At 44.1% G+C, this 18,044-nt stretch carries 14 protein-coding genes, 1 other RNA gene and 1 pseudogene; 13 read left to right on the top strand and 3 right to left on the bottom strand.

Annotated features, from left to right (window positions below):
• Nucleotides 1-20: 20 nt before the first annotated feature.
• Together recN and bamE are read left to right on the top strand one after the other, a co-directional pair.
• Nucleotides 21-1,682 carry a DNA repair protein RecN gene (recN, locus tag ACVCAM_RS10410; RefSeq protein ID WP_023325902.1) on the top strand — a complete coding sequence of 554 codons (1,662 nt, stop codon included), beginning with the start codon at nt 21-23 and terminating at the stop codon, nt 1,680-1,682.
• Between the two features lie 138 nt (nt 1,683-1,820).
• The gene (bamE, locus tag ACVCAM_RS10415) at nt 1,821-2,159 is read left to right on the top strand and encodes an outer membrane protein assembly factor BamE (protein WP_407223598.1); all 339 of its coding nucleotides are present in this window, start codon (nt 1,821-1,823) and stop codon (nt 2,157-2,159) included.
• Nucleotides 2,160-2,267: 108 nt separating this feature from the next.
• On the opposite strand, the gene ACVCAM_RS10420 is transcribed toward bamE, so the two are convergent.
• On the bottom strand, nt 2,268-2,555 hold the full coding sequence (locus ACVCAM_RS10420; RefSeq protein ID WP_025912348.1) for an RnfH family protein: 288 nt from the start codon (nt 2,553-2,555) through the stop codon (nt 2,268-2,270).
• Complete coding sequence (locus tag ACVCAM_RS10425) at nt 2,545-2,982, bottom strand: type II toxin-antitoxin system RatA family toxin (protein WP_014832955.1); 438 nt, start codon at nt 2,980-2,982, stop codon at nt 2,545-2,547. The genes ACVCAM_RS10420 and ACVCAM_RS10425 overlap by 11 nt, the downstream gene beginning before the upstream one ends.
• 156 nt (nt 2,983-3,138) lie before the next feature.
• Here ACVCAM_RS10425 and smpB point away from each other — a divergent pair, with 156 nt between their 5' ends.
• From smpB to ACVCAM_RS10440, 3 genes are all read left to right on the top strand, one after another.
• Complete coding sequence (gene smpB, locus ACVCAM_RS10430; protein WP_008502505.1) at nt 3,139-3,621, top strand: SsrA-binding protein SmpB; 483 nt, start codon at nt 3,139-3,141, stop codon at nt 3,619-3,621.
• Nucleotides 3,622-3,710: 89 nt separating this feature from the next.
• Nucleotides 3,711-4,074, top strand: a transfer-messenger RNA (tmRNA) gene (gene ssrA, locus ACVCAM_RS10435).
• A 165-nt stretch (nt 4,075-4,239) separates the two neighbouring features.
• Nucleotides 4,240-5,469, top strand: a complete 1,230-nt coding sequence (locus ACVCAM_RS10440; RefSeq protein WP_174592890.1) for an integrase arm-type DNA-binding domain-containing protein — start codon at nt 4,240-4,242, stop codon at nt 5,467-5,469.
• A gap of 1,059 nt (nt 5,470-6,528) precedes the next feature.
• On the opposite strand, the pseudogene ACVCAM_RS10445 reads toward ACVCAM_RS10440, so the two are convergent.
• Nucleotides 6,529-6,804, bottom strand: a pseudogene (locus ACVCAM_RS10445) (integrase core domain-containing protein); the annotation flags it as partial.
• 211 nt (nt 6,805-7,015) lie between these two features.
• Between ACVCAM_RS10445 and ACVCAM_RS10450 the strand changes: the two are divergent.
• The 8 genes from ACVCAM_RS10450 (at nt 7,016) to ACVCAM_RS10485 (ending at nt 18,021) form a co-directional block, all read left to right on the top strand.
• A complete protein-coding gene (locus ACVCAM_RS10450) occupies nt 7,016-8,563 on the top strand; it encodes a type I restriction-modification system subunit M (RefSeq protein ID WP_021241924.1) in 1,548 nt (515 codons plus the stop codon).
• Nucleotides 8,560-9,684, top strand: a complete 1,125-nt coding sequence (locus ACVCAM_RS10455; RefSeq protein WP_447093590.1) for a restriction endonuclease subunit S — start codon at nt 8,560-8,562, stop codon at nt 9,682-9,684. The genes ACVCAM_RS10450 and ACVCAM_RS10455 overlap by 4 nt, the downstream gene beginning before the upstream one ends.
• A 58-nt stretch (nt 9,685-9,742) precedes the next feature.
• Nucleotides 9,743-12,982 carry a type I restriction endonuclease subunit R gene (locus tag ACVCAM_RS10460; RefSeq protein WP_089667082.1) on the top strand — a complete coding sequence of 1,080 codons (3,240 nt, stop codon included), beginning with the start codon at nt 9,743-9,745 and terminating at the stop codon, nt 12,980-12,982.
• Nucleotides 12,983-13,475: 493 nt separating this feature from the next.
• A complete protein-coding gene (locus ACVCAM_RS10465) occupies nt 13,476-14,462 on the top strand; it encodes an ankyrin repeat domain-containing protein (protein WP_073544700.1) in 987 nt (328 codons plus the stop codon).
• Nucleotides 14,463-14,818: 356 nt separating this feature from the next.
• Nucleotides 14,819-15,259 carry a hypothetical protein gene (locus tag ACVCAM_RS10470; RefSeq protein WP_001044498.1) on the top strand — a complete coding sequence of 147 codons (441 nt, stop codon included), beginning with the start codon at nt 14,819-14,821 and terminating at the stop codon, nt 15,257-15,259.
• 15 nt (nt 15,260-15,274) lie between these two features.
• The gene (locus tag ACVCAM_RS10475) at nt 15,275-16,219 is read left to right on the top strand and encodes an ankyrin repeat domain-containing protein (RefSeq protein WP_021554038.1); all 945 of its coding nucleotides are present in this window, start codon (nt 15,275-15,277) and stop codon (nt 16,217-16,219) included.
• A gap of 177 nt (nt 16,220-16,396) precedes the next feature.
• On the top strand, nt 16,397-16,801 hold the full coding sequence (locus tag ACVCAM_RS10480) for a hypothetical protein (RefSeq protein ID WP_012139001.1): 405 nt from the start codon (nt 16,397-16,399) through the stop codon (nt 16,799-16,801).
• Nucleotides 16,798-18,021: a relaxase/mobilization nuclease domain-containing protein gene (locus tag ACVCAM_RS10485; RefSeq protein ID WP_112016342.1), complete on the top strand. Its 1,224-nt coding sequence runs from the start codon at nt 16,798-16,800 to the stop codon at nt 18,019-18,021. Before ACVCAM_RS10480 ends, ACVCAM_RS10485 begins: the two co-directional genes overlap by 4 nt.
• Nucleotides 18,022-18,044: the final 23 nt, after the last annotated feature.

Genomic DNA, 18,044 nt, shown 5'->3' on the forward strand with positions numbered 1-18,044 from the left:
TTTCATACAGGAAAACAATTATGCTGGCACAACTGACCATCAGCAACTTTGCCATTGTTCGTGAGCTTGAGATCGATTTCCACAGCGGCATGACGGCGATCACCGGGGAAACCGGTGCGGGTAAATCCATTGCCATTGATGCCCTCGGCTTGTGCCTTGGCGGCCGCGCTGAGGGCGACATGGTGCGCATGGGCGCAAACCGTGCCGACCTGTGCGCCCGTTTCTCCCTGAAAGACACCCCTGCCGCCCAGCGCTGGCTGGAACAGAACCAGCTTGAAGATGGACGTGAGTGTTTACTTCGCCGCGTTATTAGCAGCGACGGTCGCTCACGCGGCTTTATCAACGGCACGGCGGTCCCGCTCTCCCAGCTCCGTGAACTCGGCCAGTTGCTTATCCAGATCCACGGTCAGCACGCGCATCAGCAACTCGTTAAACCCGAACAGCAGAAAGCGCTGCTGGATGGTTATGCGGGTGAGTACGCGCTTACTCAGCTTATGGCAGAGCACTATCGCCAGTGGCATCAGAGCTGCCGCGAGCTCGCTCAACACCAGCAGCAAAGCCAGGAGCGCGCCGCCCGTGCGGAGCTGCTGGAATACCAGCTCAAAGAGCTGAACGAATTCAACCCGCAGCCGGGTGAGTTTGAGCAAATCGACGAAGAGTACAAGCGCCTGGCGAACAGCGGTCACTTGCTCTCAACCAGCCAGAATGCGCTCAACCTGCTGGCGGATGGCGAAGACGTTAACCTTCAGAGCCAGCTGTATAACGTCCGTCAGCTGCTTACCGAACTGGTCGGCATGGACAGCAAACTGTCTGGCGTCCTGGATATGCTGGAAGAGGCGGCCATTCAGATCTCTGAAGCCGGTGACGAACTTCGCCACTACTGTGAGCGTCTGGATCTCGACCCGAACCGTCTTTTTGAGCTGGAGCAGCGTATCTCCCGTCAGATCTCGCTGGCACGCAAGCACCACGTTACGCCGGAAGAGCTGCCGGGCTACTATCAGTCTCTGCTGGACGAGCAACAGCAGCTTGACGATCAGGCTGACTCGCAGGAGACCCTCTCTCTGGCGGTGAGCCTGCACCATGAACAGGCGCTGGCGACAGCGCAAAAGCTGCATGAAATTCGTCAGCACTATGCTCAGGAGTTAAGCCAGCACATTACCGACAGCATGCACACGCTGGCGATGCCGCACGGCGTCTTCACCATTGACGTTCGCTTTGAAGAGAACCACCTGACGGCGGAAGGTGCGGATCGCATCGAATTCCGCGTCACCACCAACCCGGGGCAGCCGCTGCAGGCGATCTCCAAAGTGGCCTCAGGCGGTGAACTGTCGCGTATTGCGCTGGCGATTCAGGTGATCACCGCGCGTAAAATGGACACCCCGGCGCTGATTTTCGATGAAGTGGATGTCGGCATCAGCGGCCCGACGGCGGCGGTGGTGGGTAAACTGCTGCGCCAGCTCGGCGAATCCACGCAGGTGATGTGTGTCACCCACCTGCCACAGGTCGCGGGCTGCGGTCATCATCACTTTATTGTCAGCAAAGAAACCGACGGCGAAATGACCGAAACGCACATGAAGCCGCTGGATAAACGTGCGCGTCTGCAGGAGCTGGCACGCCTGCTCGGCGGCAGCGAAGTCACGCGTAACACGCTCGCGAACGCGAAAGAACTGCTGGCGGCATAAACTTTTTCGGGATCTCAGGGTCATACAGAACAACAAAAACGCCGCCAGACCGGTTTCAAAGTGGGGCAAGGTCTATTATCATCGGCATATTACATATGAGCCGCGTTCTGCTCGGGCCCGAAAAGGAATCAAATCACTATGCGTTGTAAAATGCTGACCGCTGCCGCAGCGGTTCTTCTGATGTTGACCGCAGGCTGTTCCACTCTGGAGAAAGTGGTTTACCGTCCTGACATCAACCAGGGGAACTACCTTACCCCTAACGATGTGTCCAAAATCCGCGTGGGGATGACACAACAGCAGGTCGCTTATGCACTGGGAACCCCGATGATGTCCGATCCGTTCGGCACTAACACCTGGTTCTATGTATTCCGTCAGAAGCCGGGCCATGAAGATGCGACCCAGCAGACCCTGACGCTGAACTTCAGCAGCGCCGGTGTGTTGACCAACATCGACAACAAGCCTGCCCTGACTAAATAATCCGGTGTCAGAAATGCAAAAAGGTGCTCATTGAGCACCTTTTTTGTATCTGAGTTCTTACGAAGAATCGTAGCCCCGGTAAGCGCAGCGCCACCGGGGAAGAAAGCGCTACTTACTGGCCTTCTCCGCGCGTTGGCGACGCAGCTCTTTCGGGTCGGCAATCAGCGGACGATAAATCTCCACCCGGTCGCCCTCTTTCAGCACATCGCCCAGCTTCACCGGACGGCTAAAAATCCCGACCTTGTTCTTCGCCAGGTCGATATCGCTGCGAAGCTCGAGGATGCCGGAAGCACGGATGGCCTCCTCAACGGTCGCCCCCTCTTCCAGCGTCACGCGCTGCAGATACTGCTTCTCCGGCAACGCATAAACCACTTCTACAGCAATCTTATGCGACACTGTAAACCTCTTTGGCGCGGGTGGTGAACGCCTGAACCATATTCGATGCCAGCTCTTTAAAGATGCGGCCAAACGCCAGCTCAATCAGCTTATTGGTAAACTCGAAATCCAGATGGAACTCAATGCGGCAGGCGTCAGCGCTCAGCGGCGTAAACTTCCAGCCTCCCATCAGGGTCTTGAACGGACCATCCACCAGATGCATCAAAATGCTCTGATTGCTCGTCAGCGTATTGCGGGTGGTGAACGTCTTGCTGATCCCCGCTTTGGAGACATCCACCGCCGCGGTCATCTGCGTCGGGCCGGATTCCAGAACGCGGCTCCCGGTGCATCCCGGAATAAATTCTGGATAAGACTGAACATCGTTCACTAACTGATACATTTGTTCCGCGCTGTAAGGCACAAGCGCAGTACGGCTAATCTGAGGCATAGCATTTCCCATGGTCACACAACGGACAAATAATAACATTTATCACCTGTTAAAAAAACGCTAAGCCTCATCTCGTGCTAAGATAGCGCGTTAGACCTCACAGGACGCAATGAGGTGACTTTTTGAAATCAGATTACCGACGGCTTTACGACACTTATGACGAAGAAAAAAGCACATAAACCAGGCTCGGCGACCATTGCGCTCAACAAGCGTGCTCGCCACGAGTATTTCATTGAAGAAGAATTCGAAGCTGGCCTTGCGTTGCAGGGCTGGGAAGTAAAATCGCTGCGCGCCGGGAAAGCCAACATCGGCGATAGCTACGTGATCCTGAAAGATGGCGAAGCCTTCCTGTTCGGCGCAAACTTTACGCCGCTGACCGTCGCCTCTTCACACTACGTGTGTGACCCAACGCGCACGCGTAAACTGCTGCTAAACAAGCGTGAACTGGAATCCCTCTACGGACGCATCAACCGTGAAGGTTTCACCGTGGTCGCCCTGTCGCTGTACTGGAAAAACGCCTGGTGCAAAGTGAAAGTTGGCGTCGCGAAGGGTAAAAAACAGCACGACAAACGTACTGACCTGAAAGAGCGCGAGTGGCAGTTGGACAAAGCGCGCATTATGAAAAACGCAGGACGTTGATTCTGCACACTTATTGTACTATTCAATAAGTTAGCGTTCCGGGCTGGTATCCAGGAAGTGAAATCTGGTATACTCAGTTCAACACTATTGGGGCTGATTCTGGATTCGACGGGATTTGCGAAACCCAAGGTGCATGCCGAGGGGCGGTTTGCCTCGTTAAAAGCCGCAAAAAAATAGTCGCAAACGACGAAAACTACGCTTTAGCAGCTTAATAACCTGCTCTGAGCCCTCTCTCCCTAGCTTCCGCTCTTAAGACGGGGATCAAAGAGAGGTCAAACCCAAAAGAGATCGCGTGGAAGCCCTGCCTGGGGTTGAAGCGTTAAAACTAATCAGGCTAGTTCGTTAGTGGCGTGTCTGTCCGCAGCTGGCGTGCGAATGTAAAGACAAACTAAGCATGTAGTACCGAGGATGTAGAAATTTCGGACGCGGGTTCAACTCCCGCCAGCTCCACCAAATATTGATGTACCGAAGTTCAGTAAAGTCTACTAAGCCCGCACAGCACAAGCTCTGCGGGCTTTTTTACGTCCATTGTCGTCTAGTGAGAATTGCTGAGAACCACGAGTTATGGCACCCTAAATGGGACCCAAGACAAAGGGTCCAAAAATCGAGGGTCCCAAAATGGCAAAGATCGCGAAGAAACTCACCGACACTGAAATCAAAAACACCAAGCCAGCAGACAAAGAAATCAACTTGTTTGACGGTGATGGCTTGATTCTACGAATCTCTCCCCTCTCAACAGGTGGGAAAAAGAATTGGTATTTCAGGTATTCAGTACCAGTGAGCAAGAAAAGAACCAAGATGAGCCTTGGGACCTACCCTCACCTTACCCTGGCAAGAGCAAGAGCCTTACGTGATGAATACCTCTCCTTGCTTGCCAATGGCACGGACCCTCAAGTCCATAACAACGATAAAGCTAATGCATTAAAGAATGCCACAGAACACACATTACAAGCCGTGGCGAGAAAATGGTTGGATGAGAAGGTAAAGACCTCTGGCATCTCACAAGACCATGCAGAAGACATCTGGCGGAGCCTTGAACGAAATATTTTCCCCGGTCTGGGTAATGTGCCAATCAATGAGATCCGTCCCAAGCTCTTAAAACAGCATCTTGATCCAATTGAACAACGGGGAGTACTGGAAACCTTGCGGCGGCTAATTTCCAGGTTGAATGAAATCTTCCGTTGGGCGGCTACAGAAGAGCTGATTGAATTTAACCCCGCAGATAATCTAGGCCAACGTTTCAGTAAGCCTAAAAAACAGAATATGCCTGCCTTACCCCCCTCTGAACTCCCTCGTTTTCTGGCAGCACTGAACAATGCTTCTGTCCGTTTAGAAACAAGACTACTGATTGAATGGCAACTTCTCACATGGGTTCGCCCTGGTGAAGCTGTCCGCGCAAGATGGTCTGATATAGATATGGATAACAGCATGTGGAACATCCCAGCTGAATTTATGAAGATGAAAAAACCTCATAAGGTCCCATTAAGCAAACAATCTCTTCGGATACTCAAGTCTATGGAATCAATCAGTGGGCACCGCGAGTGGGTATTTCCCAGCATAAAGGCTCCCTTAAATCATATGCATGAACAAACAGCCAATGCAGCAATTATCCGTATGGGCTTGGGAGGTGAACTTGTTGCCCACGGGATGCGATCTATTGCAAGAACGGCAGCGGAAGAGTCAGGTAAGTTCAGGACAGATGCCCTTGAAGCGGCCCTTGCCCACTCAAAAAAAGACGAAATTATCGCTGCATATAATCGTGCGGAATATATTACCGAACGAGTAGCTCTCATGCAGTGGTGGGGAGATTATGTCCTGGCGCAACAGCTTAAAATTTTTGCTGCTTAAAGGGACGAAAGGCTACTAATCAGTAGCCTTTCCAGTATCCCCATACATGGGGCAAATAACAAACTGTACATAGTACAGGATACATATCAGCAAAAACACTTGATGACATACATTATTAATAAATCATTTTTAAATAATGTCAACGTCTGTGATGTGATTTATTTCTATAATTAATGTTAGATCTGGCAATGCCATTATACTTTTAAAAAAAATAAAATCCATACTATCCCCCCCGTTACTTATAATCAAATGAAAATATAACTTATCCTAATCCTGTCAAATAAAATTTATTTTTCACTTACAAATAATCAGCCTTTAAAAAAATAACTAATACAAATTCAATACACAATAATAATTTCACACCTATACATTTACCATTCACTGTTATAGCCCATTATAATCTTGAGCTAAAGAAATGTATTACCGGGTTTCACTTGCACAATCGAAGATGTATATTAGAAGCACTACCTGCGCTGCAAGAGAAGCCTTTAAAATCAATACAAGCGAAGCATTTAAACAGCCTTTTCATATAACTTCCTTTAAGCTACCGAAGCGATGCATTCGGAGCTTCTCCTGAACTGCAAGAGAAGCTTTAAAATCAATGCAAGCGAAGCTGTATATATTTACATAAGAATATCCGTTACTACGTTTTTTATTATTATAACTAAAGCAAGGGCTAACTCTGCGAAGCCGCTGCGCTTGCTTCTTCGAGTTCCCCTTGCTTTTCTGCCCTTCGGTTAGAAAAGAAACCAAACCGCTACCAACCTTGAATATCTATATCCTTGAATAGCCCCTCCCCCCTTAACTATCATTATCAAAAATAAAAAAATAATTTTACAAACAACCCCATACACATCATTTTAATTACAACCTTATTAAATTAAAAATTCAACCTTAGATGGAATTTAATGTGCAAGGAATGTCTTGCTGTAACGGAGAATTTTAAATATTGAAAATTATAGTTATGGTTTGTCATAGCCTGTGCATATATTCACCTCATGTATGTGCACTAAGAAATCTTTTTGAATACTGGAGTTACCCCTGCTAAAACGGACACGGCTAATTAACTGCTAATATGGCATCACAATATTCGCGTGGCGATTTCATGTTCCCCCCCCCTTGTGTGGACGCAGATTATTATAGCCCTCTATCCATTCTGCCATTTTTTCCATCACTGAGACTGCATACAGCCAGCAGATCATTTACGTACACGTAACCCCTCTTGAACGTCTTCACAAACGATTCTGCCATGCCGTTACTTTCTGGACTGTGTACTGGTGTAGTACACACGATGAACCCCAGTAAACTGGCGAATGTACGCGTGGCATCGGCTGTGCAGCAATTATGCCAATGACAGTGGCTCCATTGACGGCAATGAGCTGACATCTACAATCCCGCTACAAAGCACTTACTCCATGAGTCATTGCACTTGCTGAGCTAAACAAACACACTAAAACAGATAAAAAATTAATCGCTTTATAAGCTCGTAACAACCGGAACTTTAAGGCAAAATAGGGCGATTTTCCTTATTCATGAAGTTACGCTAATGGCTAGAAAACCTAAAGAAATCAAAACAGACCCGTTAGAGGTCATCCTGTGGAAAGCGGCTGATAAGCTACGTAAAAACATTGATGCCGCAGAGTACAAGCACGTGGTACTGGGCTTGATTTTTCTTAAATACATTTCAGATTCTTTTGAATCACATTACGAACAGCTAAAAGCCGGAGAAGGTGAATTTGCAGGAGCCGATCCGGAAGACAAAGACGAATATACCGCCTATAACGTGTTCTATGTTCCTGAACTGGCGCGATGGAGTTACCTGATATCTAAGGCCAAGCTACCGGAAATCGGTAAGCTGGTTGATGATGCGATGGAGTTTATCGAAGCGGGTAACCCACAGCTAAAAGGAGTCTTGCCGAAAGTCTATGCTCGCCAGAATCTTGATGCCACAGTGCTGGGGGAACTGATAGATTTGATTGGCAACATTGCTTTGGGAGATGCCAAAGCGCGTTCTGCTGACGTTTTAGGCCACGTATTCGAATACTTTCTTGGTGAATTTGCACTGGCAGAAGGCAAACAAGGCGGTCAGTTCTATACGCCTAAATCTATTGTAAGCCTGCTGGTCAACATGCTGGAACCCTACAAAGGCCGTGTGTTTGACCCCTGTTGCGGTTCTGGTGGTATGTTTGTTCAGTCAGAGAAATTCGTTGAAGCTCATCAGGGTAATATCGACGATATTTCGATTTACGGTCAGGAATCCAACCAGACGACCTGGCGACTGGCAAAAATGAACCTTGCTATTCGTGGTATCAACTCAGAACACGTCCGCTGGAACAGTGAAGGCTCATTCCTGAACGATGCCCATAAAGATTTAAAATCTGATTTTATCATTGCTAACCCACCGTTTAACGTTTCCGACTGGTCAGGTGAACAACTTCGGAGTGATGCCCGTTGGCAATACGGTATCCCTCCTGCTGGCAACGCTAACTTTGCCTGGATGCAACATTTTCTGTATCACCTGTCGCCAAAAGGTCAGGCTGGGGTTGTGCTGGCAAAAGGGGCTTTGACTTCGAAAAGTTCTGGTGAAGGTGATATCCGTGCGGCGCTGGTTAAAGATGCAAATGTTATTGACTGTATCGTTAACTTACCCGCAAAACTGTTCCTGAATACCCAGATCCCTGCCGCATTATGGTTTATGCGCCGTGATCGTGAAAACAGCAGCCAGTATCGTGATCGCAGTAAAGAAATTCTGTTTATTGATGCCCGTAATCTTGGTCATTTGATTAATCGTCGTACCAAAGTGCTTTCTGACGACGATATCAAGACCATTGCTGATACCTACCATAACTGGCGTAATAAAGGTGGTGACTATGAGGACGTTGCTGGTTTCTGTGCTTCCGTAGACATTGATGAAGTGGCTAAACTCGATTATGTGCTGACACCGGGTCGTTATGTCGGTCTCGCTGATGAAGAAGACGATTTCGACTTTAAAGAACGGTTTACTGCTCTTAAAGCGGAGTTTGAAGCACAACTGGAAGAAGAAGCGCGCCTGAATAAAACTATCGCTGATAATCTGGCGAAGGTGATGTTATGAGTGAGTGGTCAAACGTAAATCTAGCGTCATTGTTGTCGTTTGGTAATGGCAAATCCCGGCCATTAGATTCTGGAAATATTCCAGTATATGGCGGCAACGGTATTATGAGCTATGTATCTCACTTTAACTATGATCATGAAACAATCATAATTGGTCGTGTAGGGGCCTATTGCGGTGCTACTTATTATGAAAATAAGCCCATTTGGATTTCTGACAATGCTCTGTCAGCCAAAGCGGTTGGTGAACATAATACAAAATATTTATATTATCTATTAAAAAACTTAGATTTAAATCAATTTGCAGAAGGTTCAAGTCATCCTCTGCTAACACAAAAGCTGTTAAATTCAATTGAAACAAAAACAGCATTAAATCCTAATGAACAAAAATCTATTGCCTCTGTGCTGTCCTCTCTTGATGACAAAATAGATCTGCTTCATCGCCAGAATAAAACTCTGGAATCTATGGCTGAAACCCTGTTTAGACAGTGGTTTATTGAGGAATCGCAAGATGAATGGCCTGAAGCAACCCTAAACCAATATGTTGAGTTAAATAAATCATCAATAGATAAAAAATATAACATCAAAGAAATACAATACTTGGATACAGGTTCCTTAACCAAAGGGAAAATATCTAAACTTCAAAAAATATTATTATCTGACGCACCCAGTCGAGCTAAAAGATTAGTGAATAATTTTGATATAATCATATCAACAGTACGCCCAGATCAATGTCATTATGGTATTTGTATTGCCCCCCCCTCAAACCTCGTTGTTTCGACGGGATTTTGCGTCATTACTAGCAAATCACTTAGCCCGTTCTTCATTTATTATTTAATAACTTCCGAAGATATGACTGAATACCTTCACTCTATTGCAGAAGGTTCTACGTCAACCTACCCTTCTTTAAAACCAGAGGATATTGGCAATATTCCATTCCTTTACCCAAGTGAAGAAAAATTAAAAAACTTTCATGATCTTGTTGGCTCTTACTGGAACAAGATTCATAACAACCACAAAAAAATACAGACCCTAGAAACTCTCCGCGACACCCTGCTTCCCAAACTGATGAGCGGTGATGTACGGGTTCAGTATGCAGAAGAAGCAATCGCATCAGTAGCATAAAATAATTAAGCGGGCTCACAACCCGCTATCTGGTTAAGCAGCAATAAGGACAGTACGCATGGCAAAGATGACCGAATCCGATATTGAAGTAATGGCGATTGAGTACCTGCAAGGGCTGGGTTATGAATACGTTTACGGCCCGGACATTGAACCCAGTGGAATCAATCCGTTACGTAGCTATCAGCAGGTTATCCTTGAAGATAAAGTGCGTACAGCATTGCAACGAATTAACCCGCACCTTAGTGAGCAGAAGTGTGAGGAAGCGCTAAAACAGGTGATGCAGATAAGCACACCTGATCTGATGGCAAACAATCTGGCCTTTCATCGCCTGTTGACCGAAGGAATCAATATCGAAGTCAGCAAGGATGGTAATACACAAGGAGAGCTGGCCTGCCTGATCGACTTTAACGATCCCACGAATAATGAATTTTTGGTTGTGAACCAGATAACCATTAAAGAAGGCAATCATACCCGCCGACCAGACCTTATTTTATTCATTAACGGTCTGCCGTTAGTCGTTATCGAACTTAAAAATGCCGCTGACGAAAATGCAACGGTTGCAGGTGCTTATAACCAGATAAAAACGTATCAGAACCAAATCCCCAGCCTGTTTACCTACAATGCCTTTAATGTTGTTTCAGACGGACTGGAAGCCAAAGCGGGAACGGTTTCCGCCGATTTCAGTCGTTATATGACATGGAAAACCGCTAATGGTAAAACACAAGCTACCAGTACCCAACCACAGCTCGAAGTTTTATTACAGGGGTTGCTTAATCCTGTAACGCTGTTGGATGTGATCCGCCACTTTATCGTGTTTGAAGCCAGCAAACATGAAGACAGCAAAGGGATTATCAGTATCCGTACCGTTAAAAAAATGGCTGCTTATCACCAGTACTACGCGGTTAATGCAGCAGTACTTTCCACTATTCGTGCCTCAGGTGTAAATGCAGATTCCCCCTCTGCCGAAGTAGCACTGCGCCAGCAGGGACGTAACAGTAAAGTTCTTGTTAATGCGCAAAAAACCGGAGATCGTAAAGCGGGGGTCGTGTGGCATACCCAGGGTTCCGGTAAATCGCTTTCGATGGTGTTTTATACCGGGAAGATTGTACTGGCGCTGAATAATCCAACAGTGGTAGTGATCACTGACCGTAACGATTTGGATGATCAGCTATTCGGTACGTTTTCTTCTGCCACTCAGCTACTTCGTCAGACACCAAAACAGGCCAACAACCGGGAAGAACTCAAAGAATATTTGCGTGTCGCCTCTGGCGGTGTGGTGTTTACTACTATTCAAAAATTCCAGCCTGATGATGGCAGCAATATCTATGAGTTGCTGTCCGACAGAACTAATATTGTCGTTATCGCTGATGAAGCACACCGTTCCCAGTACGGTTTCAGCGCCAAAGAAGTTGACGTGAAAGACAGCGAAGGCAACGTAACAGGTAAACGCACCGTTTACGGCTTTGCCAAATATATGCGTGATGCCTTGCCCAATGCTACCTATCTTGGCTTTACCGGAACCCCCATAGAAAAAACGGACGTAAACACACCTGCTGTTTTTGGTAACTACGTTGATATCTACGATATCTCACAGGCCGTAGAAGACGGTGCAACCGTGCGTATCTTCTATGAAAGCCGTCTTGCCAAAATTGCCATCAGTGACGAAGGTCGCCAGCTAATTGAAGACTTCGACGATGAGTTTAACGAAGACGAGCTGACGCTTACCCAGAAAGAACGGTCTAAATGGGCCAGAATCGAAGGTTTGATTGGCAGTTCAAAACGTATTAAAGCTATTGCGGCGGATATGGTTCAGCACTTTGAACAGCGCTTAAAATCTAATGCCGATCATGGCAAGGGCATGATTGTCACCATGTCCCGTCGTATTGCTGCTGAACTTTATAAAGAAATCATAGAGTTAAAACCTGAATGGCACAGCGATAATCTAAATGATGGCGTGATTAAAGTCGTCATGACCTCTTCTGCTGCTGACGGACCAGAAATCGCTAAACACCACACCACAAAAAAAGAACGTCAGGTTTTGGCTAATCGTATGAAGGATGACGACGACAAGCTGAAACTGGTGATAGTGCGTGATATGTGGTTAACCGGCTTCGACGCTCCCAGCATGCATACGCTGTATATCGACAAACCAATGAAAGGCCACAACCTCATGCAGGCAATTGCCCGTGTGAACCGTGTGTATAAAGATAAGATAGGCGGTCTGGTTGTTGACTATCTGGGCATTGCCTCTGATTTAAAAGAAGCCCTCTCCTTTTACTCTGATGCAGGTGGACGTGGAGATCCTGCTGAGGTTCAGGAAGAAGCTGTAACGCTCATGCAGGAAAAGCTGGAAATCCTGGAAGGCATGATGCATGGCTACGATTACAAAGCTTACTTTGCCGCAACTACTTCACAACGCCTGACAATTATTCTTGAATCAGAAAACCATATTTTAGGGCTGGATAACGGTAAAGGTAAAATGCGTTTCCTGGCTGCGGTTGCAGCCTTGTCGCAGGCATTTGCATTGGCGACACCGCACGATAAAGCAATGGAAGCGGCACCCGAAGTAGCATTCTTCCAGGCAGTAAAAGCCAGACTGAATAAATTTACTGAAAACTCAGACGGATCAGAAGAAGAACACAATGACAGTCTGGAAGTTCGGGTAAAACAGACTATCGATCAGGCTCTGGTTACCGATAAAGTTGTTGATATTTTTGACGCTGCTGGGATACAAAAACCAGATATTTCCGTTCTTTCTGAAGAATTCCTTCAGGAAATGAAGGATTACCAACACAGAAATATTGCTTTGGAAACGCTTAAAAAACTGCTTTCTGACGAGATTAAGGTTCGCTCGAATCAAAGTATCACCCAAGGCAAAAAACTGATTGATATGCTGACCTCTGCAATCAATGGCTACCAGAACAAGGTACTGACCGCAGCGGAGGTAATTGATGAGCTAATCAAGCTTGCCAAGACTATCCAGGAATCTGACAGCCTTGCCAGCCAGTTAAACCTCAGCGCTTATGAATATGCCTTCTATTCTGCTGTTGCAGATAACGACAGTGCTCGCGAGTTAATGGAAAAGGAAAAACTACGAGAACTGGCAGTCGTACTTACAGAGGCTATCCGCAACAATGTCAGTCTTGACTGGACAGTGAAAGAAGCAGCAAGAGCAAAAATTCGCGTGGTGGTAAAACGTCTGCTCAAAAAATATGGTTATCCACCCGATATGTCCTTGCTCGCCACAGAGACCATTTTGAAGCAGGCCGAACTTTTAGCTGGAGAATTAGGAAAATGATTCCCCTAAATTTTAACATACAAACTATTTTAAGTTATACAGGAGAAGCTAATGGATAGCAGGCCATATCTTAAAACAGTACTATATATACTATCACTGTGACTTTTCTTTTTATCATTATTAATTATGTCCTACGATAAGGTTTTGATAAAAAATGTGTGGGACTATATTTTCACGAAAAACTTTACTCTCTCAATCTCGTCATTGAAAGTGAGAAATATCGTTTTCATAGTTAGTTTGATTTTCATCTTTATTGGTGCAATTATTTTAATAGTCCTTGCAAATAGCTTTGGTTCGGGTTGGTCTGTTGCATGCACTGTCTCGGATATCAGCAATGAAAACCATGAACATTTAGAGTTTTTAACCACTTATATAATGCCCTTAGTTTGTAGGCGAGATGCCAGCTCGCTTACTAATAAAACAAAAATAAATTTGAATACCGTACAATCTGGTGTCATTAATATCTTGAAAACAACAAAAAAGGAGATAAACAATGATATCAAGCGAAAATAATAAAAATAACCTATTCCGTGTAAAGTCTAAAAATGGTGTCCTTCGTTGCCTTAAGGCTGGCATGGATATAAATATATGCAATAGTAAAGGCCAAACTGCTCTTTTTACCTGTAATGTACCTGAAGCTATACAGGCAATGATTGACGCTGACATTGACATTCACCACTTGGATAATGAAGGTAATAATGCATTATTCTATGCTCAAAATGTTGAAACAGTGGAACTTCTTGTCAGCAATGGTATTAATGTTAACCACCGGAATAAGTCAGGCACCCTTGCGATTCAACATATTGATGTTTCACCAGGGTTAGTAAAATATCTTATCAAAGCAGGACTAGATATCCATACCAAAGATAGCTATGGCAATTCCTTTCTTTTCATTCCATTTGAAGGATATGTATACGATGCACTCATTGAGGCTGGTTGCGACATTAATCATAAAAATTTAAGCGGGCAGACAGCATTCGATTACTGGCAGTCAGAAAACCACAGCATAGTTGGTAAATATACTCACTGGGAATCTAAAAACGATAACTACATTCGTTTTCTTATCCGTAATATTCATCTTAAAGACAGTTCAAAAATTGTATTCACGAACATTACATTTAAATCAATTGAGCTCTTGTCGTTACTTATAAAGCAAAAAAATGAATTTGAGATAAGTGATAAGTGCATTATCACACCAACAAATGCCGACGTTAAAAAATTAATTTTACAACTAAAGAAACTGACAGACATTAGTCATGTTTGGTTTTACATAAACAGTACATATCTACTGACTCAATATGTAGGAAGACTGCTAATTAAATGGTTAATATGTCATGATATAAAAGTTGATGTAGAATCACTAAAAGAACGCTACTTCTATGAAGAAATCCTCCAGGAAAAATCACAGAGAGAGCAAAAGGTTTTACGAACAACGCTTCAACCAGTTACCTGTAAAGCAATTACAAAAAAAAGATTATGAATTGAATATGCCTGAACACTCTCCCCTTGGCTTTAACCTTTAGTTAGATAGCCAAGGGGCGCTAACATCATTAATTTAATACAAAGCCCCACATTGCACCTTAGCACTTTGATAAATTTATTTTTTAAAACACCCTCATCGCCAATTCATACAATATCAATCACTACTCTCAAACCAAATCAATCAGATAAAACACAGCACTTTTTGATAAAAATAATATAACAATGAAAAACAACACCTTATATGAAATATAATAAAAATATATCTATTTAATTAAATAAATATAAAAATATATTTGCATTTTGTTTATTTAATAATATATATTTCCTTTGTTAATTAAATAAAGGAGAACTAAAATGAATAAAACAAACTATCCAAGCCTGACTAACTATCTCGCCAAAACAAAAAAGAACGCAGATCTTTATAGATTATATAATCCACAATTTTCTTTTTTCTGCAAAAGTGACACTCAGGAGCAAAGATTTTATTTCGATTATTTCTCAAGACATATGGTCTCGAAGAGAAATATTTTAACCGTATTCTCTATCTATACATTCACCTCTTATAACATGAACAAAAAAGAGACAATAAAAAATTTCATACGATTTCTCAAAACGACGAATGAAAGTACATTCCATAATGCTTTTTCATTTCGCGGTGGTAACATTTTGTATGTAAGCAACAAAAACATGTTGAAAGAGATCTCATGGTTTTCACTCGCTCGAATTTACGAAGACATTAAAAAAATAAAGGAATATAAAACCAACCATGACAACTATATCAGATTAGTCGCTTAACAGAGGAGAAAAATTATGAATAACAACGCAATAAATGCATTACTCTCTTGTAAAACTCCAAAAGACATTCAGGCTTGCATTAATGCAGGCTCCGATATTAATACACTGGATTCGTTTGGAAGAAATATACTGTTTTACTGTAAAAACCCAAGAATGATTGACACTCTGGTTAAAGCAGGAATAGATTTTAACCATGCTGACAACTATGGTCACAATGTTTTGTTTAACCAGCGAAATCCTCACATACTGAAAAAATTGATTGATTCCGGCGTAGATATACACCACAAAAATGGTCTCGGCCAAACCTGTTTATGCTCGTTAGCTGATAATATATCCTGTTGCAAAACCCTGATCAATGCTGGAATTAATGTCAACAATGTGGATAAATGCGGAAGAACAATACTTTTTTACGTAAAAAATCACTCTATCTTTGATTTGATGGTACAGGCCGGTTGCGATATAAACCACAGAGATAACCAGGGTCACGGTATTTTTGAAATTTGCTATTCATTAGGCGATTTCAAAGCCAAAATGCTCATTCGTCATATTAGTATGAAGGATAGCAGTCCAGTAATTTTCAACTACCTCAACAGCGAAAGTCTGCAGATAATGGATTTGCTTCAGAAGAAAAACCTTAACTTTACTATCTCTGATAACTGCCAGGTTTATCTAAGTGCCAATGAAAATGAAATGAGCTCTTTCTTCAGTGAACTAAAGAAGAAGACAGATATCAGCAAAACACATTTTCGCCATATTGTACTGCGAGGTTATGATTTACGCGGGGACATTGAAACCATTAAATGGTTTATCCGCAATGACATCAAAATAGATAAAAAACAACTGGAACAGCATATTCGACATGATGAGATTTGTAAATATATAGCAGAACATGAGAGAAAGAAACTTAGCGAAATTATGAAACAAACAATCTCTTTAATGCCAGTAAAACGTAGATTGTAACCTCCGCCCCTCCTCACTGTCATAATGAATTTAATATGAACCCTATATTTACCCAGAGCAGATTACCTAATTAGCAATCTGCTCCACCTCTCTTATTTATAAATTTCGACACTGCCTTGACTTATTTTACCAATGCGCTAACTGTAGATCATGAACACATTTTAAAAAAGGTTAGATATGCATAAAAATGAAAGTAAAGAAGATCTATCAAGAAGCTCAAGAAGAGGTAAATTCCATACAGCAAAATATTCACCTAATGAAGTTCGAACTCACTGCGTCAGCGTTCGGTTAAACGAAGAAGAATTATCTATTCTCGATAGTAAAAGAGGCCCTTATAAAAAAGGGGAATGGCTAAGAATGGCATCCCTCAACAAACTCCCACCGGTATTACCTGAAATCAATCGTGAAGCATGGGTTAAACTCGGCAACCTTTCACAGGATTTAAACCGCCTGCTGAATCATCTCGACAGCAAAAGCCCTGACAGCGAACTGACCCGTACAGAACTCTTCGCCCTGCGCAGACAAATCAAAACTCTCAGGGATCACCTTATTCCATCAACCTTTCTGGAGCAAGACCAGTGAAAGGCATGCAGAAAATAAAGCGGGGTAAACAGTTTGCAGGTGTGGTTCTCTATAGCCTTAAGTCAGGATCTCACCACAAAATCACGCCTTATATTATCGGTGGCAACATGACGGGAAGCACTGCTGCTGAACTTATCAGTGAATTTGAAGGCACAAGACTACTGCGCCCCGGTGTCGCCAAACCTGTCTGGCATAATTCGATTCGCCTGCCAAAGGGAGAAACACTGTCAGTCAGACAATGGGCGGCATTCGCTGACGATTATATGACCCGGATGGGATTCACTGAAACCCATCTTCGCTGCTATATCATGCACGATGATTCGGACGGGCAGCATATCCATATAATAGCTAACAGAATTAACATGGTCGGTGGGAAGCTGTACCTTGGGAAAAATGAAAATCTTATCAGTACCCGGATTATCAGCGAGCTGGAGAAAGTCCACAAACTCACTCAAACCACATCTGCAATCAGTAGTCATAGTCAGGAGAAAAGAAAGCCTTCCCGCAACGAGCTGATGATGGCTGAAAGAACGACAACTCCCTGCCCCAGGTCCACTCTGCAGAGCCTGATTGATAATGCGTTAACCGGCCGCCCTGATTTGCTGACTTTTATCACTATGCTGGAAAAGGAAGGCGTGAACTGTAAACCCAATATCGCCTCAACGGGAAAAATGAACGGCTTTTCATTTCAGTACCAGGGCATTGCCTTTAAAGCGTCTCAGCTTGGAAAAAAGTATGGCTGGTCTTCTCTGCAAACACAGATTGATTTTACACCAGAGCACCTGGCTTTACTGAAAAAAGAGCAACAGCAGACTGTGCCAGTGCCAGTGCCAGTGCCAGTGCCAGTGCCAGTGCCAGTGCCATCATGCGAGCCTGAAGAACAGGCTGCAAACCGGGAAACGATTCTGGAGAAAATCCTTCAGCTTGAAGAAAAAATTCGTCTGGAAAGACAACAGGAAACAGTGGGTGTCATTCAACTCAGGAGCAAACTGCACAATACAGCTCGTCAGATACCCCGCCAGCGTCGTCTGCATTCGTGGCTTGTATTACTCGGCCATATTGTGGCACTTCTCAGGCGCAGGGGCATGTCTCTGTTACATGCCACTGCACATCCTTTCCACCAAATCCTGCACCTGCATCTTCTGACACCCTGTCATTCCATGACAACAAATCCCATTAAAGAACAATTAGTTAAAAACAACCCCCATCCTGCACCATAAGTTAAACAGTCCATACTTTAGTA

Source organism: Enterobacter sp. CFEC122 (assembly GCF_052983755.1).